This is a genomic window from [Chlorobium] sp. 445 (assembly GCA_002763895.1).
Lineage (GTDB): Bacteria > Bacteroidota > Chlorobiia > Chlorobiales > Thermochlorobacteraceae > Thermochlorobacter.
The window spans coordinates 95,761-116,244 of the sequence record NSLH01000001.1 but is presented as its reverse complement, the minus strand read 5'-3'; the positions used below and the strand labels follow the sequence as shown (position 1 = coordinate 116,244).

Genomic DNA, 20,484 nt, shown 5'->3' with positions numbered 1-20,484 from the left:
CTTCTGATGATTCAATCTTGTTCAATTGCATTTGAATTGCAACTCACACGCGCTTGATTGTTTTCAGTACAGCGCATTCTTTCGTATCTTGATAATTCGTGATATGATAATTTGATAATCTAATCGGGGAGTAACTATGAAATCAACGGCGTCTTCCGAAACGTCTTCTGCACCCTCAAGCGCAAAACGCTCCGCTCGCTCTTCTAATGGTGTTGCAAAGAAAGTGAAAACGGTCGGTGTGCTCACCAGCGGCGGCGATTGCTCTGGCTTAAATCCTACACTGCGTGCTTTGGTCAAAACTCTAATCAATGACTACGGGGTGAAAGTGATTGGCTACCGCGATGGATTTAGAGGCATGATTGAGAATGATTATGTCGAGCTAGATTACAAAAGTGTGTCGGGCATTATCGATAAAGGTGGCACGATTTTAGGCACCTCCAACAAAGCCAATCCGTTTCGTCAGTATCAGCCTAAGACCGGCGAGTTCAAAGATGTCTCAAAGAAAGTTATCGCCGATGCCAAAAAACTTGGCATTGATGCACTTGTCGCTATCGGTGGCGATGGCACCATGTCTATGGCGGCGCGCTTTACCGATATGGGATTGCCCACCGTTGGGATTCCAAAGACCATTGATAATGACCTGATGGCAACTGACCTTACGTTCGGATTTCATTCAGCGGTTCAAATTGTCTGTGAATCTATTGATCGCATCAACACGACAGCAATGTCGCATCACCGCGTGATGATCATTGAAGCTATGGGACGCTATGCTGGCTGGATTGCACTCTATGGAGGAGTCGCTGGCGGTGCTGATGTCATTCTCATTCCTGAAATTCCTTACTCAATTGAAACCGTTGCTAAAGTGTGCAGACGACGCAATCAGCAGGGTAAAGGCTTTACCATTATCGTCATTGCGGAAGGGGCAAAGCCGATTGGCGGTGAGTTAACTGTTCAGAAAATTGTCAAGGATAGTTTTGACCAAATTCGCTTGGGCGGAGTCAGTATGCGGCTTGCCAACCAACTTGAGCAACTCATTCCGCACCTTGAAGTGCGCGTAACTGTGCTTGGGCATTTACAGCGTGGCGGCTCGCCTATTGCCTTCGACCGCTTGCTTTCTACACGCTTTGGTGTGCATGCTGCCCACATGGTCATGCGCGGTGAATTTGCACGCATGTCCGCTTTGCGTGGGAATGAAATCGTCTCTGTTCCCATCGCTGAAGTTGCAGGCAAAAACAAATTTGTGCCGCTCGATCATGATCTGATTCGTGCAGCCCGATCCGTTGGAACATCGTTTGGCGAACCCGAATAACACTTTTGGGATTTACCTCACAAAGTAGAGCCTTTGTTCAAGTGAAAGCTGTTTTTTCAATGTGCGTTGGCTTGAAGGCTCAATCCGCTCTTTGCTATGTTGAACCATAAACACTAATCGTACGCTTATATTTCTACGCTTATATTTCTTGAATATGCATTGTGATGTTATCGTTACCGCAACATCCATTCATCATCCAACGCTCTGCTAACAAAATTCACCATCCTCAAATGCGACTTTTCTTTGTGCTCTTCATTCTTGCCGTCGCTTTCATTGGCACGATTCTGTTCTTTATTCGCGGCTATGCCAAATTGCCCAAAGCGTTGCCCAATGAAACCGCACTGCCTTCACCTGACTGGGTCAAAGACGCTATCATTTACGAAGTCTTTGTTCGTAATTTCTCCGCTGAAGGCACATTCAAAGCCTTAGAAGCGCGCTTGCCCGAACTGCGCGACCTCGGCGTTTCCGTCATTTGGCTGATGCCCATTCACCCCATCGGAAAGATCAAACGCAAAGGCACTTTCGGCAGCCCTTATTCCGTTCAAGACTACCTTGCACTTGATTCTCTCTATGGCACAAAGGAAGACTTCAAATCGCTTGTAGCCGCAGTTCATGCGCAAGGCATGAAAATTATTCTTGATATGGTGCTCAACCACACCGCTTGGGATAATGAACTCATCAGCACTCACCCCGATTTTTATCGGCGCAATAAAAATGGGGAAATTGTCTCACCTAATGATGATTGGACTGATGTTGCTGATATTAACTACAATAATCCCGAAGTGCGCCAGTATATGAAAAATGTGATGCTCTATTGGATTTTGGAATATGATGTCGATGGTTTTCGCTGCGATGTTGCTGAACTTATTCCAACCGAATTTTGGACCGAGAGTTTGAGAGAATTGCGTCGGGTCAAGCCCTCGCTGATGCTGCTCTCCGAAGGCACCTTGCCCGAACACCATGTCGCCGGCTTCGATCTGACTTACTCTTGGACGATTTACGATGCCCTCACTAAAATTCTCAAAGGCAAAGACAACGCTCTCTTGTTGCACGACCTTTTAGAAAAAGAAGAAAAAGTCTTTCCCAAAAACTCACTGCGCATGCGCTTCAACACGAACCACGATAAAAATGCTTATGATGGAACTCCGCAGGTACACTTTGGCAGCAAGACAGCTGCTCAGCTGACTGCTGCTCTGGTTTTTACTCTTGGCGGTTATGGCACAATTCGCAGTGTGCCCATGCTCTACAATGGCGATGAAGTTGGCAGCCCGACACGCATTAGCCTGTTTGAAAAGACCCCAATTGATTGGAATACCCCAGACGCAGGAGAGTGGAAGCAGTTCTACAAACGGCTCATTGCACTACGCCAAACTGAGCCTGCCCTTACACGCGGCACCATGACGAAATTGCGGACCTCTAACGATGAAGCCGTTTTCGCCTTCGAGCGCCAGCATCAAGATAGCCGCGTGATTGTTGCTGCAAATCTTAGCAAAACCCCATTCAACGGGTTTGTGAAAACCGAACCCAACAAAACCCTTATCGAGGTTTGGAACGCAGAAAAACAACTGCAGACAAAAGACGGCAATCTCAAACTGACCTTAGAGCCGTTAGAGTTCAAAATCTGGAAAATGAAAGATTAGTCATTCTAAAATCGCAACGGCAATTACGTGGTATTCATGGCAGGATATTGTACCAAGATGGTGTCAGAAATTTTATGCTTTGCTCTCTGACTGCGCCCGCATTTTCCAAATCAAAAATGCTCCAACACCGATAAGTGTAAGCGGTAAGACATACTGCCAGATATATCGCCAGATGTACTTCCAGATGTACTTGATAGTGTATTCTGGAAAAAATTGCTCAAACAAAATGATGCTACCGAGCACAATAAGCGCCACACCAACAAATGACAACGTGCGTCTTTTGCGCGCTTGAGTAGAATATGCGTCTTCTTGTTGAAACTCTGGCGTTATTGCTGTCGCACTTTCAGGCGCATTAGCCAGCAGTGAAGGCTTTCTTTGCGGCATAGTTATCCACAGTGTCAGGTACACCACTGCGCTAATCCCGCTTAAAAAGAGACCTGCAATAAAGAGTACACGAATCAAGACGGGGTCGATATCGAAGTATTCACCGAGCCCGGATGCGACACCAGCAATAAGGCAATCCTGTGAAGAGCGGTACAATCGTTTCATAGATATTCGTCAAGAAGGCGTTAAGATCAAAGTAAAACATGCGCAACACATGGCAGAAAGTTTCAGGATTTTTTTCAACAAGCCCTGGCTAAGCTCATCTGTACGCTTGCTCAAAGTGTAGCGCGTCCTTCCAGCGCGCGTGTCAAAGTCGCTTCATCAGTGTATTCTAATTCGCTGCCTACTGGAATGCCACGTGCAATTCGCGAGATTTTGATGCCAAGTGGCTTGAGCAGTCGGGCAAGATAGAGCACAGTTGTTTCGCCCTCCACGGTCGGATTTAGCGCCAGAATAACTTCTTGCACGGCGTCTTTGCCCTCTGCATGAAGGCGCACAAGCAATTCTTTGATTTTAAGATCATCAGGTCCAATACCATCAAGCGGAGAAATCACGCCGTGCAAGACATGATAGAGACCATTGTACTGATTAGTTTTCTCAAAGGCAATCACATCACTTGGTGATTCCACGACGCAAATGATGGTACGGTTACGTTTCGGGCTCGTGCAAATTGGGCAAGGATCTTGATGCACATCAGTCATATTTTGACAGATACTGCAATAAATCACTTGCTCTTTTGCATCGAGAATTGCCTTAGCCAGCAGTTGCGCTTCTTCTTTTTTTTCTCGCAAAATATGCAGCGCAAGTCGCTGTGCAGTTTTCCTACCAATGCCCGGCAACTTTGCAAATTCTTCTACTAAGGTTTCAATAGCTTGTGAGGTATATCGCATACTGAGAATAGTTTATCGTTTTATGCACGGAACAGGCGCGCTACAAAGCATGTTACTTTCTAATACGCTTTTGCCTGCCAGAAACTATAGCTATTTTGTATGTTTGTGAAAACTGCTCAAAGAATGAACAGCTTGACCGATGAAGTGGCTTTTGTGCATGATGCTCTTGCTGTTGTTCTACAAGCTCGGTTTGGCGCAAAAGACCGACTCTCTTTCCACGCTACCCGACAGTGTGGAAACACTCCGCCGGCAGACTTTAGATCGTTTGCTTGATCTCTCCGATGAACAAAGTGGCAACAGCGAAATTCTAGAGCAGTTTAATCTTTTGCGTTTGCAAAAAATCAACATTAACACCTCTGGCTTTGCAAAGTTACTCTCTATTCCCTTTCTTACTGCGCCCGATGTCGAGCGTATCTTAAAGTATCGCAAAGAAAAAAATGGCTTCAAGTCGGTTGCAGAACTGCGCGCGCTGATCGATGAAGACACTTATGATCTCATAGAAGATTTTCTTACAGTCGGACGCATCAAAACGCAAGACCTCGCCAAACCCTCTTTTCTAGATGACTTAGAGCGCGGGGTGCTCTGGCAGCGCGCCTCACTTGAATACATTGGTCGCACACTTGTCGAGACGCCTTTGCGCGCAGGGTTTCAAAACGGAGCGTATCAAGGCTCTGCGCCGCGCGTCTATAATCGCGTTCAAGGTTTTTTGTCCGACAATTTCCTCATCTCTGCACTTGCCGAAAAAGACGTCGGTGAAGTCTCTCTCTTTGATTTCACATCGGCAACGCTGTACGCACGCGATCTTTACAACCTTAAATCTCTCGTGATTGGCGATTTTAATCTTGCCTTCGGTCAAGGCTTAGCAATGCAAACTGGACGCGCTTTCTTCAAAAGCCCAGAAGCAGTTGCAACTGTCAAGCGCTCACTTCGGCAAGTGCGTCCATACACCTCGACAGCAGAGCAAAACTTTTTTCGCGGGCTTGCTGCCGAAGTCGAATTTGGCGCGCTGACCTTTATCGGATTTTATTCACGCAATTTGATTAGTGGAACAATTAACGACACCGCATTTTCGAGCTTAAACTTTGATGGGCTTTTCCGTACAGCGTCTGAAATTGCCCGCCAGCGCAACATTGATGAACTTGCTTTCGGCGCACGCACACAACTCAACACGGAACTTTTTGACAATCTCTTCAGTCTTGGCGGCACATTCTACCAAACACGATACGACAGACCATTTATTCCCAGAGATGATTTATTCAACCGCAATCGCTTTCGTGGCGATGTTGCCAATATTGCAGCATTGGATTTTGACTACTTGTTCTATCAATTCAACTTCTTTGGTGAAGCGGCATACTCAGTGGAGCAACATGCCCTCTCATGGCTTTTCGGGGTACAGACTGAATTTGCAAGAGGCATCAGAGGTGTGATTCATGTGCGCAATTATTCGCCATCCTACTTTTCGCCAAGAGCGAATGCATTTTCTGAAACCAGCGGTGGCGCACAGGGTCGCAATGAGCGCGGGGTTTATCTCGGGGCGGACATTCGACTTTCGCCTACCCTGAAAGTGCGCGCGTATTACGATTACTACGAGTTTCCTTTTATTGCCTCAAACACAGTTCTGCCCTCATCGGGCAATGACATGCTGCTTCAAATCTCTTACAAGCCTCGCCGTGACCTGCTTATTGAAACACTGCTGCAACTCAAAACGCGTGAAGAAGCACTCACACAACTCGATGTCTTAGGTCGAGAATATCGGATTGCCACACCGCAGCGCACAGAACGCATACGCACGGATTTCATCTACCAACTCTCTGCACGCTTACGACTGCGCACGCGCGTAGAAGCACGACATTTTACACGCGAGCTTGTCAATGAGACGCAGCGTAATTTAGGCTGGCTTATTGCGCAAGATGTAAATCTTGATCTCTTTGAGGCGCGCCTTTCTCTTGATGCCAGACTTGCTTTTTTTCAGACAGATTCATTTGACGCAGCCGTCTATGCGTTTGAAAACGACTTACCTCTGACCTTCACGATTTATGCCCACAATGGCAAGGGTCAGCGTGTGTTTATCAATCTACGTTATCAGATTTTTCCACAGGTAGAACTTGCTGCGCGTTATGCCAACGTGTTTCGTGCTGATGTAGCTACAATTGGCAGCGGCAATGAACAATTTCCAAGCAATAGCCCCAGCACACTTAGTCTTGGTCTGCGCGCACGATTTTAAGCAGAACGCTGCACCTGGCGTCGGCTTGGCACTGGCTTTGTTTCTATGTTGATTTTCACTTTGCTTTTGAGCAGATCATACACCTTCTGACGTATGATGCGGTCAACCACATAGTCGCGTACCTGATCACTCAAATAGGCTTGTTTGAGTTGATTTGGATCTAAACCTGTTGCTTTTGCTTCCTTTTCAGCTTCAGCGAAAATATCCGCTTCTTCTACCTTGATGCCGTGCATATCGGCAATTTTGTTGCGAATCAGCATCCAGCGGGCTTGCTGCTCTGCGCTTGGACGAATCTCGCGCCGAAAGGCTTCTTCATTAAACCCGCGTGGGAAATTGCCACCGATGCGCTGACGCGCATTATCGACAAGCAGATTTTCAAACAGCCGTGTCATAGAACTTGGCACTTCAATCGGGTTGTCTTTCACAAAGCGCTGTGCAATCTCTTCAAGCAAATCATCTTCAGCTTTCATTTCGTAGTATTTTTCCAGCGTTACACGAATATCCTCACGCAATTCCTGCACGGTCTGACATTTGCCTTCTGAAAATTCTTTGGCAAGTTCATCGCTCAGTTCAGGCAGATCGAGTTGCTTGACTTCTTTGACCGACACACGAAAGCGCGTCAGTTCTACCGCACCGTTGTCTTTGCGCAACTCTACATCCACCAGCCGCTCATCGCCAGCTTTGACACCGAGCAAAGCCTTTTTGAGTGTGCTGTCGTCAGCCAGTTCATTGAGCAGAAATTCCTGTTGCTCATAGCGTGCTCCGATGATTGCCATGCCTGCTTCATCTAATTTTTGCATATCGGCAATAACCAAATCCTCGCCTGTCGCTTCACTGTCCTTGCTAACCCAAACCCCCTGCTGTGCAAGCAGCGCTTTTATTTCATCCTCAATATCGGCTTCAGTAATTTCGTATTTGATTTTCGTAAACGTGTAGTCCTCAAACGGTTTGAGTTCAAATTCAGGCTGGACTTCATACTGAACATACATCGTCAGCTTTCGATTCGGCTCATATTCAAAATGCCGCAAGCGAGCCTTGCCGACAATTTTCAACTTTTTTTCTTCAGCTGCTTCGCTGAAAAATTTGCTAGCAAGAAACTCAATGGCTTCGGCTTCAATTTCTTTGCCCATGAGGCGACGCACCATTTCCATGGGCACCTTGCCTTTGCGAAAGCCTTTAATCTGTGCATTAGCTTGAACTTCTTTGAAGCGCTCATCAAAGACGGGCACAAATTCTGCGGGCTCTAAGGTCAGCGTCATTTCTTGTTCGGTGGCGCTGAGCATTGTGATCGTATTATTCAAAGCAAAAAAAGTTTAGGTGAATGAAACTTGTTTGCTATAAGATACAAACTTACGCCAAATTCTTGTGGCAGATGCTGCGCTCGATCCGAGCAAATTTTGCATTTTTGTACCCATGAGTGTTTTGGAAAACTTACGGCAAATTCGCCAGAAGATTCAGCGCGCTTGCAAGCAAAGCGGGCGCACGCCAGAGAGTGTGAGGCTCGTTGCAGTCTCAAAAACACAGTCTGCTGCACAAATTTTGCAAGCCTATGAGGCAGGACAGCGCGTGTTCGGCGAAAATTATGTCCAAGAGCTTTTGGACAAACAGTCGCACCCCTTGCTCTGCGCGCTCGATATTGAATGGCATTTTATCGGACACTTGCAATCCAACAAAGTCAAACACGTGGTTGGCAAGGTGGCGATGATTCAAACCCTTGACAGTCTTCACTTAGCAGAGGCACTCTCACGGCGAGCTGCCCAGTCAGCACAACGTGTGCCGATTTTGCTTGAAATCAACATCTCTGGTGAAAAGAGCAAGCACGGCTTCAAGCCAGAGGATGCATACAGCGCAGCCAGAAAAATTTTTGAGTTACCGTATCTTGAACTAAGAGGCTTGATGACGATTGGGTCAGCCGATCACGAGAAAGCAAGAGATGAATTCAAAGCCATGAAAGTACTCTTTGAAGAATTAAAACGCCTCTCGCCCTGCCCAGAGACATTTAGCGAACTTTCAATGGGGATGAGCGGCGACTTTGAAGATGCTATTGCAGCAGGCGCCACGATGGTGCGCGTGGGCACAGCTATCTTCGGAGAACGCAGTTCCCTTGTGTAATCATGAAAATTCGTTCCGCTGAGTTCATCAAAAGTGTCAGCTCACCTGATGCCCTGCCTAAGGATGGCTTACCTGAAATTGCCTTTGTTGGGCGCTCTAATGTCGGCAAATCCTCGCTACTTAACCTGCTCATGGGGCGCAAACTTGCACGCACCAGCGCCACACCGGGCAAAACGCGCGAACTCAATTTCTTTCTCATTAATCGCAAATTTTATTTTGTAGATTTACCGGGATATGGCTACGCCAAAGTGCAGAAATCGCTGCAAGAAGAGTGGAAAGTACTTTTGGAGTGGTATCTGAGAGCACGCACGCAACTCAAACTCGTACTGCTCTTGATTGATGCACGCCATACGACCATGGCGATTGACAAGCAAATGCAAGAATTTTTAGCGTTCTACGGACGACGCTACGCTCTAATTCGAACCAAAGTGGATAAACTTAGCAAAGCTGAACTTGATGCGGCACGCTGCGCATCTGAATCTTTTTCTCTGACTACGACTTTACGGCTGATGTCTCCGCCACAAAACGCATCGGTCAGCAAGAATTGCTTGCTAAACTTAAACCTTATCTTGAAGCTTAACTTTTAAGTATTCCACTATGACACATGCCGAGCAAAAAACAGCCACAGTACTAGTCGGGTCTCAATTCGGCGATGAAGGCAAAGGCAAACTCGTCGATTACCTGTCTGCGCAGTATGATATTGTGGTGCGCTATCAAGGCGGTGCAAACGCTGGACATACGATTTGCTTCGACAATAAAACCGTGGTCTTACATCTGATTCCGTCAGGCATTTTTCATGAAAACTGTGTCTGTGTTATCGGCAATGGTGTGGTCATCGATCCCGATGCCTTGATGAAAGAAATTCAGACCATACAAGAATTAGGTTTTAGCGTGCAGAACCGCCTTTTTATTAGCCACACCGCCCATTTGATTATGCCGTATCATAAACTGCTTGATGCGCTCTCTGAGCAGACACGTGGCGAGCGTATCGGCACCACCATGCGCGGCATTGGACCAAGCTATGTCGACAAATTTAGCCGCATTGGTATTCGCCTTGTTGATCTGCTCTCGCCTGAAATTTTGGAAGAAAAGCTGAGAATGAATCTCGAGCAAAAAAATGCCCTGCTCAAAAAAATCTACGACAAAGAGGAATTTAATGTGGAAGAACTTGTGCGCCACTACACAGCGTTCGACCGCACAATTGATAGCTTTGTGAAGAACACGCAAGTCTATCTCAATGAGCAACTTGCACAAGGCAAGCGCATCTTGCTTGAAGGTGCGCAAGGTAGCCTTTTAGATGTCGATCATGGCACCTATCCGTTTGTTACGTCTTCTAATCCGACAGCAGGTGGCGCCTGCACAGGGTCGGGGCTCTCCCCGACACGTATTGGCAAGGTTATTGGTGTTGCCAAAGCATACATGACGCGTGTGGGCAATGGGGCTTTTCCAACAGAGTTGCACGACGCCACAGGTGAGCGCATGCGTGAGCTTGGACACGAATTTGGCGCCACAACGGGCAGACCACGACGCTGTGGCTGGCTTGATTTAGTTTTGCTGCGCTACTCTAATCTCATCAATGGCGTCAGCGAACTGGCTCTCACCAAACTTGATGTGCTGGATACCTTTGAGGAAATCAAGGTTTGCACTGCATATAAAGTCGGCAATAAAGTCCTAAAAGATTTTCCTACTGATCATCATACGCTGAGCAAGGTCGAGCCTCAGTACGAAACCCTTAAAGGCTGGCAATGCTCAAACCGTCATGCCAAAACCTTCTCTGACCTGCATCCTAATACGCGAGCATACATCGAGTTTATTGAAGATATGCTGCAAACTAAAATCACGTTCATTTCCGTTGGTCCACACCGTGAAGAAACTGTTTTTCATTGATTGACGCCGTCTCTCTGCACTGCTTACAAACCCTGACAAACAAAAAAGCCCTGATTGTGTCAGGGCTTTCTAAAGTCTAAAATCGATTGCTCATTGAGATTACTTCTTTGGTACAATGACCGCATCGATAACATGGATGACACCATTCGTGCACTCGATATCTGTTTGGATCACATTCGCATTATCGACTGACACTTTGCCATCCGCTACTTTCACTTCAAAGGCTTTCTTTGCGAGTGTTTCTACCTTACCTGGCTTGACATCCGCTGCCATTACTTTGCCAGATACAACATGATAGGTGAGAATCTCGGTCAGCTTTTTCTTATCTTTCAAAATTTTGTCAAGGTCTTTTACCTTTGAGAAGGCTTCATCTGTTGGCGCAAACACCGTGAAAGGACCACCTGCTGCAAGCGTGCTATCTAAACCTGCCGCTTTGACAGCTTCCACCAGTTTGGTGAAAGAACCCGCTGCAGCGGCTGTTTCCACGATATTCTTTTTCTTTGCTGCTTCTTCGGCAGCTTTCTTCTCTGCTTCGGCTTTTGCAATAGAATCTGCTCTTGCAATTGAATCTTGCCGCGCCTTCTCAGCTTTCTTGGCTAACTCTTCTTTACTTGGACCGCAGCCCACAGCAGTTACTGTAACAAGAGCGATGAGAGCAAACAGAATTTTTTTTCATATGTGGATTTCTCCGATTAGGTTGGTTATTTTGATTAAGAGTTGTTTTGGTTAAGAGCAAGTTGTTTTTGGCTTGAAGTTACGAATTTGTCGTCTGTCAAGTTGAATGCAAATATACGAGTGAAATTGGGGTTTTCAAAACTGCAGTAGCGCTATGCTACGACAGCAGCACTAAATAGACATAGAGTTTTTCTTTTTAACTTTACTTGTTTTTTGCGTACACCAAGTGCTTCTTTGAAAAAGGCGAACAAAGCATTATATTTTGTTTTCTTTATGGCTTAACGAAAAGTGGGCACCATCCCACTTTTTTTGTTCTTCATCTTTATGGTCTTCATAAACAGCAAAAGACTGGCGTGATATCAGAGCAGCGTCGAAAGCGAGCCGAGGCATGGGTTGAAGCGTTTCTGAGAGCTTCTGCCAATCAGTTGCTTGCGGAAGTGTATCTCGTGGAGTTTGTGATGCGTAATGTCAACGGACGCGAAATCGTGGAGCTTTATGTAGACACAGACACAGGTATCACAATAGATGACTGTGCTCGACTCACACGGGCAATGTTAGAGGCGCTGGAGACGGACACAGAGGCACGGGAAATTTTTGGTAAGAATTTGCGATTAGAAATTTCCTCGCCCGGTATCTCGCGCCCGCTTGTCTTAGCGCGTCAGTATAAGAAGAACATCGGACGACGCTTGCGCATTCAATTTGTCGATGCCTCATCTATGATGCAAGTCGTTGAAGGTACGCTTTTAGCTGTAAGAACTCTGGACAACGGTACTACTGAAATTGAGCTTGAGATTGCATCCAAGAAATCATCAAAAGTAAAAACGCATGATGCAAAGAAACGCAATGAAGAAGCTGCAACGCACACACGATTAGTTTTGCCTCTTACCTCAGTCAAAGAGCTATCGTGCAAGTAGACTTTTAGCGCGCTCTGTAAAACTCTTGCATCTGAAAACTTAAATAGCTATGCCAAAACGCAAACAAGAGCCTACTGTTGAGGATAGAAAGACGCAGATTAAATCGGCGTTCAATGCCATTGAGGAATCCGATAAGCTGCGCGACCGCAAGGCTGCAGAAGTCAGCAGTATGAAGATGGATATTGCAGATTTGCTCAAGGAGGTGATTCAGAAACAGCTTCGTAAAGATTATGACCCTGAAGTCAATGCGCGTGTCATTGTTAATCCAGAGCGAGGCGACTTTGAGGTCTATATCATGCGTGAAGTGGTCGAAGAAGTGGATTTGCCTACGATTCAGATTAGTTATGAAGAGGCACGCCAAATCGATGATTCACTTGAGTTGGGAGACTTTTACGAAGAGGGTCCAATTGATTTGAAGAAATACCTGACACGCAAATCCATCCAAATCATCAAGCAGGCGGTTCAGAAAAAAGTGCGTGATGCGGAGCGTGATGCAATTTTTGAAGAATGCCGTGAAAAGGTCGGCAAGATCGTCTCGGCAGAAGTTTATCAAATTCGTCCGAAAGAAATCATCTTCACTTACAACACCTCAAAGAACCAGAAGGTCGATCTCATCTTGCCGATGAGTGAGAAGATGCCGAAGGACAATCCGCGCAAGACCCCGAGAATGAAACTCTATGTCAAGAAAGTAGAGCGCGAAAAAATCCGTGTGCGTCAGCCTGATGGCACAGAAATTGAGAAAGAGCGCGAAGATGGTCCCATCCGTGTTATCGTCTCACGCACCGATGATAATTTCTTGCGCAGACTCTTCGAGCTGAAGTGCCAGAGATTTCCGAAGGGCTTATTATCATCAAAGGCATTGCGCGCGTCCCCGGCGAGCGCGCTAAGGTTGCTGTTGAATCCACCAGCAACCGCATTGACCCCGTAGGCGCCTGTGTGGGGCACAAAGGCAAGCGCATTCAAAACATTGTGCGTGAGCTTGGCAATGAAAATATCGATGTTGTCAGCTATAGCGATGAACCACAAATTTATATTGCACGTGCGCTGCAGCCTGCCAAAATTGACCCGATGAGTGTCTTTGCAGATTTCAAAAACAAAAAGGCGCGCGTGATGCTCAAGCCCGACCAGATTAAGTATGCGATTGGTAAAAACGGCAATAATATACATCTTGCAGAGAAACTCACGGGTTTTGAGATAGAAATTTACCGCGAACTCGATAAGGCACTTCAAGATTCTGACGATATTGATATTATTGCATTCCGAGAAGAATTTGGCGATGACATGATTTATCAACTGTTAGACAATAATTTGGATACCGCTCGCAAAGCCCTCGAGGCTGGTGTTGATGCTATTGAGCGTGCCTTGCTTCTTTCTCCGAAGCGTGATGATCTTTTCGCTGACTCAAAGCGTACAAAAGCCAATACCCGCATCATTAGCGAAGAAGAGCGTAAGTATTGGCGACGCATTGCGGAGAACATCTACAAAACGCTTAAAGATGAATTTGAGCATGAAGCCGGCGACGCACATCTTGAGCAACATCAAGAGAGAGCGGAGACAGCGCATCACGCAACAACCGATTCTGAGACTGAAACTGAAACGACTGCTGCGGACACTGCATCCAGTCAAGCACAACCAAAACCAGATGACGCCACAGTCTGAGTATCATAACTGCCATCGCTGAAAGGAAGGATTGACATGAGCGAAGAAAAGAAGTATAAGATTGCGGACATCGCAGAAGAATTAGCTGTTTCTGCTAAAGACCTGCTTGACTTTCTGCGCGAAAACAATGTAAAGGTTGCCTCACCTTCCACGAAGGTCGCAGAAAGTGTGCGCGAGATGATTTTCGAAAACTTCAGTGATGCCAAGAAACTCAGCGATATTCATCGCAAACTCAAAGCCGAAAAAGAGCGCAAAAAGAAAGCCCTTGATACCAAAGCAGAACCGACGCTCAAAGCCACAAAACCCAAGCGTCTTAGTTCTCCAAGCAAAGAAGAACATTCTGGCTCCGATGTTGCGATAGCTGCTAATGCCGTTGCGAGCGAAGCTGCTGCGACTTCCCTGTCTGTTGAACCAGCACCTTTTGTTGCTACAACACCTGTACTTCAAAGCACCCCCTATCAGCCTGAGGTCGCAGAACTTGAGGCTGAAACTCAAGATCTTGTTCAGGATCTTGAAGTTACCTTGCCCGAACCTGCACCAGCAACGGACACACCCGCTGCGTCAAGTCAGTCCGATGATTCACTTCTTTCAGAGACACACTCGCACCCGCCCACTGATGAATCCAGCAGTGTTGCTGAGGAATTAGAACCTGCTCTTGCGCCAGATGTGACTTCGACTTTAGCCTCTGATGAGGTTTCATTTGACAATGTGGCGGCTCAAGCCCCGCCGATTTCTCCTCCTGATGAAGTTGCGCCTACATCTGCAGAGGAAGCAAAAGTGGCGCTTGACCGTGTTGAGCCCGTCGAAGAAAAGACCGATCTGCAGCGCGAAATCGAGCGTCAGCAAGCTGAAATTTCCAGCAAGTTTAACACTTCCGAGAATGTCGGTGGCTTGCGTGTGCTGGGCGAGATTGATCTTTTCAAGAAGAAAAAGAAGAAAGAAAAGAAAAAGCGGTTCGGCGAACAAGCGCGCGACCTTACCGAACAAGCTACCACAGAGCGTCATGCTGCACCTGCATCACCTAAAGTGCCGCAGGTACAGCCTCAAGCCACTGAAGCAAAAAAGGCTCAACCTGCTGTGGAATCGCCTAAGCAAGAGTTCTTCACGACAGAGCCAGAGACCTCAACCAAGAAAGAGGCTCTCGATGACAAAGTAGAAGGCAGTAGACAGAGCAGTAAAGCAAAGAAAAAAAGTAAGCGACACGAAATTGATGAAAAAATTATTGAGCGTAACATTCGCGAAACGATGCTAAGCGAACTTGGTGAAGTTTCTTCTCGACAGAAGTTTCGTAAGCAACGTAAGCGCGAGCGTGAAGAAAAAATGGAACTGGCTGCGGCGCAGCGCGAAGCTGAAGACAAAATCATCAAGATTACAGAGTTTGCTACCACCCATGAGTTTGCCGACCTCATGGGCATCACGCCAAAAGAAGTCATTGAAAAGTGCTTCCGAATGGGCAAGTTCATTACCATCAACCAGCGCCTTGACCGTGAAACCATGGAGCTTTTGGCGTTGGAATTCGGTCGTGAAATTCAGTTCATCTCCGATGTGGAAGCCACGCAAATTCAAACTGAAGAGGATAATCCCGAAGACTTAGCCAAGCGTCCACCTGTCGTAACGATTATGGGGCATGTCGATCATGGCAAGACCTCGCTCTTGGATTACATTCGGCGTAGTAATGTTGTGGCTGGCGAAGCGGGTGGTATTACGCAGCATATTGGTGCCTATGAAGTTACGCTGGAAAATGGAGAGAAAATCACCTTTTTGGACACGCCCGGACACGAGGCTTTCACAGCGATGCGCGCCCGTGGTGTCCAAGTTACTGATATCGTCATTCTCGTTGTTGCAGCCGACGATAGTGTGATGCCTCAAACGATTGAAGCGATCAATCATGCCAAAGCTGCCGGTGTGCCAATTGTCGTTGCCATCAATAAAATCGATAAGCCTGAAGCCAATCCTGATAAGATTCGTGCCCAACTTGCCGAGAATGGTGTTACGGTTGAGGAGTGGGGCGGCGATGTGCAGTGTCAAGAAATTTCCGCAAAGAAAGGTCTTGGGGTGCGCCAACTTTTGGATAAAGTGCTTGCACAAGCTGATTTGATGAACTTGACTGCCAATTACAATCCGAAGCGTTTACCGAAAGGGATTATCATTGAAGCAGAACTCGACAAAGGCAAAGGTGCAGTTGCTACCGTTCTTGTTCAAACTGGGCTGTTGAGAGTCGGTGCGCCTTTCGTGGCGGGGATTGCTTACGGTCGTGTACGCGCCATGCTTGATGAACGAGGTCGGCGCGTTGAAGAAGCGCATCCTTCGCAACCTGTGCGCGTTCTTGGCTTTGAAGCCTTGCCCGAAGCCGGCGATGTGTTTAATGTGATGCCTTCCGACCGTGAAGCACGAGAAGTAGCTCTCCGCCGTCAACTTATCCGACGCGAGCAGATGATGCGCCAGACTGCACGCGTCAAACTCAATGAAATCTCCAAACAAGCTCAAAGCGGCGCAATTAAAGAACTGCGCATTGTGCTTAAAGCGGATGTCGGTGGCTCTATTGAAGCGCTTGCTGATGGGCTCATGAAAACGAGTACCAATGAAGTCAAGGTTGATATTATCCATAAGGGCGTGGGACAAATTACTGAAAGTGATGTCTTGCTGGCTGCAGCTTCTGATGCGATTATCATCGGCTTTCGTGTCCGCCCGAATATCAATGCGAAACGGCTTGCTGAAAAAGAAAATATCGATATTCGCTTCTACAGCGTCATCTACCACGCACTCGAGGAAATCAAAGATGCGCTCGAAGGCATGCTCTCGCCTACGCTCTCCGAGAATACTATCGGCACCGCTGAAGTACGCGAAGTCTTCCGCATTTCAAAAGTTGGCAATGTTGCAGGCTGTCATGTCATTGAAGGCAAAATTCGCCGTGATGCCAAAGTGCGCCTGCTACGCGATGGTGTACAAATCTACGAAGGCGAGCTTTCTTCACTCAAACGCTTCAAAGATGATGTCAAGGAAGTCGATAGTGGCTTTGACTGCGGTCTTACACTAGCTGGCTACGACGATATCAAAGTCGGCGATGTCATTGAGTCTTATGAAACTGTAGAAACCAAACGCAAACTTACAGCAGAATAAAAGCTGCAGTAGATTTGCACACAAAATCAGCCTTAACTTCAAGGCAGTTAATCATGGCTAATCTATTGCCTCTTTGTATTCCCTTGCACCATGCGGTCAATTCTGATGTGCTTTTTCAAACTCGATAACTAAGGAAGGAATCTTATCATGTCGCTTAGAACGGAACGAGTCGCTGAGCTGCTGCAACGCGAACTGAGCACCATCTTTCAGAAAGAGCTCCCACGCAATGGTGTCCTTACAACTATTCAAGGTGTGAAAATCTCACCGGACTTGAGCATTGCGCATGTCTATATTTCAGTGCTTGGCAGTAAAGAAATGGCGCAATCAGTCTTGGCACATATCCGCAAGGAAAGCAAGTTTTTCCGCAAAGAATTGTCATCGCGCATTCGCAACCAGTTTCGTCGCATGCCTGAATTGGAATTTCACTTAGATGAAGTTGCCGAAAAAGCAGCTCGCTTGGAGAGCCTTATCAGAGAAGCTAACCAAGGCACAAATAAACCCATCGTGTAGTCTTTCATACATGTGGTTTGCAAAGAAGCATATTGCCTTGCGCGAGTGCCCTTCCCAGCTTTTGCTGATTGATAAGCCACTTGATTGGACCTCTTTCGACGTGGTTGCCAAAGTACGCAATGCTTACACGCGTGCAGGCTTTCGCTGCAAAGTCGGGCACAGCGGCACACTTGACCCCAAAGCCACAGGTCTCTTGCTGCTTGCCGTTGGCAAAAAACCAAAGAGCTCGCCTATCTCGAAACTCTAGACAAAACCTATTCTGGCTGCATGAAACTTGGCGCTAAAACGCCAAGTTACGACAGCGAGACAGAAGAATATGACCTTAAACCGCTTACCAATCTTTCTCATCAAGACATTTTGGAGACCGCGATGCGCTTTAGGGGAAAACTGTTGCAACAGCCCCCGATGCATTCTGCAGTCTGGTACCATGGTAAGCGTCTCTACGATTTTGCACGTGCTGGAAAAGTCATTGCCGATAGAGCACGGCGCGAAGTAGAAATTTTTGAGTTTACAATTATGCGCATTGAGTTACCGTTTGTGTGGTTTTGCAGTCGTGTCTCCAAAGGTACTTATATTCGTACTTTGGCGCATGACTTTGGCGAAGCCTTAGGTGTCGGTGCTTATCTTTACGCGCTTCGGCGTGAGCGCATTGGCAACTTCGACGTTGCTGATGCCAAGCGCCTTGAAGAGATCCTCAGCGACATTGCTAAACAGGGTATCGCCCTTGCGCAATCCAATGAGTCTTAACGATGCAGATTTTTTACTATAAGCATTCTCAACTTCTTACGCCCCACGGCGAACCTGCTCTGCCCTTTGCTCCGCGCACAGGCGTCATCACACTGGGTACATTTGATGGCGTGCATCTTGGTCATCGCAAAATTATTGCCGCTCTTCTTGCTAAGGCGCACACAACAGGATTGCGCAGTACCCTTTTGACCTTTGCACCTCATCCACGCACAGTTGTCAGCAAGAAAGATGCTGCGCCTGTGCGTCTTTTGACCACAACAGAAGAAAAGCTCGCCCTGCTGTCTGAACTTGGCTTGGATAGCGTTATTGTCATCGAATTTACGAAAGCCTTCGCAGCACTTTCGCCTGAGGATTTTGTCGAGCAAATTTTACTCAAGGAGTTTGGGTTAGCTGCGATGGTCATTGGGTACGACCATGGCTTTGGCAGAGATCGCAGTGGCACACTGCAAACCTTAAGCCAGCTTTCAGTGAAACACTCGTTCTCGGTTGAGGTGGTAGAAGAATTTATGCTCAATGGACGAGCTGTTTCTAGCACACAAATTCGCTCGCTTTTAAGCAGCGGGCAACTTCGTGACGCCAATACGCTCTTAGGTAGCCCCTATCGGCTGACTGGCAAGGTTGTTGAAGGTGAGCAGCGCGGTCGCCTGATTGGCTTTCCAACGGCTAATTTAGACCTGCTCGACCCACTCAAACTTGTGCCAAGTCCAGGCGTCTATGTTGCCGATGCTCTGATGAACAATGCCAAGTATCGCGCCATGGTTAATATCGGCTATCGTCCAACGGTCTCAACTGGCACGCACCTCAGCATTGAAGCGCACATTTTGAATTTCAGCGGTAATCTTTACGGACAGTTGCTGACAATACAACTGCTTTCGCGTCTGCGTGATGAGCAAAAGTTCCCCAGTCTCGATGCACTCAAAGCCCAACTCGAGATGGATAAAGCCCTTGCGGCTACTTTTTCTGCGCCGCACCAGACCTTCCAACATGCCTGATTCCATACTTTTGCTGCAGTAGCACTGCGCTTGTGTCGTGTTTCGTCACGCTTTGGCGTACTGCTTTAAGTAAAGCCAATAGCTCCACGCTCATTACCTTTGGGCAAGCAAACTGTAAGTCAAAGGGTGATGGCGATACCGAGATGTGGCGTCAAAGGGGGCTTATGACATTATATCGCTATAAAGTTATGTATCACGCCGTTATCCAGATTGAGCATATGCCAGCACCATGCATCAATTCATGGCAACGAAATATATCTTTGCGTGTGTTAGGACTGAAAGCGAAAGGGAGTGCGTACATCCGTCTCTCAAAACTTTTGAAGATAGAGCTGCTGGCGATGCCAAACCTGCACCTAGATTTGAGCCACAAAACTGATGGCGAATTGCTTGCACTCGTTGCACAGCGCAAGCATAACGCTTCTCTTGCTGACGCTGCATTCAAAGTATTTTATGAGCGGCATATTCATCATGTGTTTTATTTCTGCAAGAGTCGCTTTACAAACCCTGCACTTGCTAGCACAGACCTGGAAGAAAGTATTACTGACCTTGTGCAAGAGACTTTTCTGCGCGTATTTGAAAAAGCGCATACGTTTGTTGATGATGTCTCAGATGCTGCTGCCTCAGCGTGTGAGGCACACCACAAGCAAACGCGTGCTTGGCTCTACCGTATTGCTGAAAACCTCTTCAAAGATCGCTTGCGCCGTAACATAAGTCTGAACGCGGAGCGATTTTCCGAAGGCGAGGAAGCACAGCTCGTTGATGCAAGTAGTGTTGCTAGTGAGTTAAGCGATGCGTCCTTGCCAAACTCTATTCGCATGCGCCTTGTGAAAGTCGCCTTGCAGTTGCTCCCAGAGCGCGAGCAAGACATTTTGCGTGTCATCTATCAGTGGTATGAGCCTAGTAAAAAATTGCCTTCTTCCGTGATCGATGATCTGACCGCACAGCATCAGACGACGCGTGAGAACATTAGGAAAATTTTGAGCCGCGCACGCAAAAAAATCGAGCATACAATTGTTGCTTTGATGTGGTTATCAGAACCCGAGCGCACTACTTTCTGCGATGCGCATTTGCTTTGTGAGTCTCACGGCGAGCTTTCTGATACGGCAATTCAGCAGCTGGCTATGCAGCATCAGGTCGAAGCTGCGGATATGAAAGATTTTCTCGATAAGATACGCTCTAAAGTGCAGGCTTTTATTCGCATGCTGCAGAGTCTGCCGAAACGTGAGCAAAGGATTCTCTTTGCATGGTATTGTTTCTGTGAGCAAAACAACGCTTTGCCAGACTCTGTCGCAGACGCACTCGTGGCGGAATATCAAATTACGCCAGAAGAGATTGTAGAAATTGCACACTGCGCTATTGAGAAAATTGAAACGGCTCTCAAAATGCACTTTGCATCTAGAACTTAAACTTAACTCTCAGAG

14 protein-coding genes and 3 pseudogenes are annotated in these 20,484 nt (G+C 47.0%); 13 read left to right on the top strand and 4 right to left on the bottom strand.

Features of this window, described 5'->3' with window-relative positions; all coding sequences use genetic code 11:
* The first annotated feature begins 136 nt into the window (after window positions 1-136).
* Window positions 137-1,309: a 6-phosphofructokinase gene (locus tag CMR00_00555; protein ID PIO49204.1), complete on the top strand. Its 1,173-nt coding sequence runs from the start codon at window positions 137-139 to the stop codon at window positions 1,307-1,309.
* 164 nt (window positions 1,310-1,473) lie between these two features.
* On the top strand, window positions 1,474-2,949 hold the full coding sequence (locus CMR00_00550) for a hypothetical protein (protein PIO49203.1): 1,476 nt from the start codon (window positions 1,474-1,476) through the stop codon (window positions 2,947-2,949).
* 72 nt (window positions 2,950-3,021) lie between these two features.
* Here the strand turns inward: CMR00_00550 and CMR00_00545 are convergent, their stop codons facing one another.
* Together CMR00_00545 and CMR00_00540 are read right to left on the bottom strand one after the other, a co-directional pair.
* Window positions 3,022-3,498 (bottom strand): hypothetical protein, encoded by a 477-nt coding sequence (locus CMR00_00545; protein PIO49202.1) that lies wholly within the window; start codon window positions 3,496-3,498, stop codon window positions 3,022-3,024.
* A 110-nt stretch (window positions 3,499-3,608) separates the two neighbouring features.
* A complete protein-coding gene (locus CMR00_00540) occupies window positions 3,609-4,223 on the bottom strand; it encodes a recombination protein RecR (GenBank protein PIO49201.1) in 615 nt (204 codons plus the stop codon).
* A 139-nt stretch (window positions 4,224-4,362) separates the two neighbouring features.
* On the opposite strand from CMR00_00540, the gene CMR00_00535 reads away from it, so the two are divergent.
* Window positions 4,363-6,447 carry a hypothetical protein gene (locus CMR00_00535; protein PIO49200.1) on the top strand — a complete coding sequence of 695 codons (2,085 nt, stop codon included), beginning with the start codon at window positions 4,363-4,365 and terminating at the stop codon, window positions 6,445-6,447.
* Here the strand turns inward: CMR00_00535 and tig are convergent.
* Window positions 6,444-7,748 carry a trigger factor gene (gene tig, locus CMR00_00530; GenBank protein PIO49199.1) on the bottom strand — a complete coding sequence of 435 codons (1,305 nt, stop codon included), beginning with the start codon at window positions 7,746-7,748 and terminating at the stop codon, window positions 6,444-6,446. The genes CMR00_00535 and tig overlap by 4 nt on opposite strands.
* Window positions 7,749-7,860: 112 nt before the next feature.
* On the opposite strand from tig, the gene CMR00_00525 reads away from it, so the two are divergent.
* The 3 genes and pseudogenes from CMR00_00525 (at window position 7,861) to CMR00_00515 (ending at window position 10,446) form a co-directional block, all read left to right on the top strand.
* Window positions 7,861-8,559, top strand: a complete 699-nt coding sequence (locus tag CMR00_00525) for a YggS family pyridoxal phosphate-dependent enzyme (GenBank protein PIO49306.1) — start codon at window positions 7,861-7,863, stop codon at window positions 8,557-8,559.
* 2 nt (window positions 8,560-8,561) lie between these two features.
* A pseudogene (locus CMR00_00520) lies at window positions 8,562-9,139 on the top strand (GTP-binding protein).
* A gap of 17 nt (window positions 9,140-9,156) precedes the next feature.
* Window positions 9,157-10,446, top strand: a complete 1,290-nt coding sequence (locus CMR00_00515; GenBank protein PIO49198.1) for an adenylosuccinate synthase — start codon at window positions 9,157-9,159, stop codon at window positions 10,444-10,446.
* A 99-nt stretch (window positions 10,447-10,545) separates the two neighbouring features.
* On the opposite strand, the gene CMR00_00510 is transcribed toward CMR00_00515, so the two are convergent.
* Window positions 10,546-10,992, bottom strand: a complete 447-nt coding sequence (locus tag CMR00_00510; protein PIO49305.1) for a hypothetical protein — start codon at window positions 10,990-10,992, stop codon at window positions 10,546-10,548.
* Between the two features lie 335 nt (window positions 10,993-11,327).
* On the opposite strand from CMR00_00510, the gene CMR00_00505 reads away from it, so the two are divergent.
* The 7 genes and pseudogenes from CMR00_00505 to CMR00_00475 all read left to right on the top strand — a co-directional run bounded on the left by CMR00_00505 (window position 11,328) and on the right by CMR00_00475 (window position 20,469).
* Window positions 11,328-12,035: a hypothetical protein gene (locus CMR00_00505; protein ID PIO49197.1), complete on the top strand. Its 708-nt coding sequence runs from the start codon at window positions 11,328-11,330 to the stop codon at window positions 12,033-12,035.
* Between the two features lie 49 nt (window positions 12,036-12,084).
* Window positions 12,085-13,694, top strand: a pseudogene (locus CMR00_00500) (transcription termination/antitermination protein NusA).
* A 36-nt stretch (window positions 13,695-13,730) separates the two neighbouring features.
* A complete protein-coding gene (locus CMR00_00495; GenBank protein ID PIO49196.1) occupies window positions 13,731-16,814 on the top strand; it encodes a translation initiation factor IF-2 in 3,084 nt (1,027 codons plus the stop codon).
* Between the two features lie 147 nt (window positions 16,815-16,961).
* The gene (rbfA, locus tag CMR00_00490) at window positions 16,962-17,324 is read left to right on the top strand and encodes a ribosome-binding factor A (protein PIO49195.1); all 363 of its coding nucleotides are present in this window, start codon (window positions 16,962-16,964) and stop codon (window positions 17,322-17,324) included.
* Window positions 17,325-17,334: 10 nt separating this feature from the next.
* Window positions 17,335-18,071 (top strand): annotated as a pseudogene (truB, locus tag CMR00_00485) (tRNA pseudouridine(55) synthase TruB).
* Window positions 18,072-18,073: 2 nt separating this feature from the next.
* Window positions 18,074-19,063 (top strand): riboflavin biosynthesis protein RibF, encoded by a 990-nt coding sequence (locus tag CMR00_00480; GenBank protein PIO49194.1) that lies wholly within the window; start codon window positions 18,074-18,076, stop codon window positions 19,061-19,063.
* A gap of 143 nt (window positions 19,064-19,206) precedes the next feature.
* Window positions 19,207-20,469 carry a hypothetical protein gene (locus CMR00_00475; GenBank protein ID PIO49193.1) on the top strand — a complete coding sequence of 421 codons (1,263 nt, stop codon included), beginning with the start codon at window positions 19,207-19,209 and terminating at the stop codon, window positions 20,467-20,469.
* Window positions 20,470-20,484: the final 15 nt, after the last annotated feature.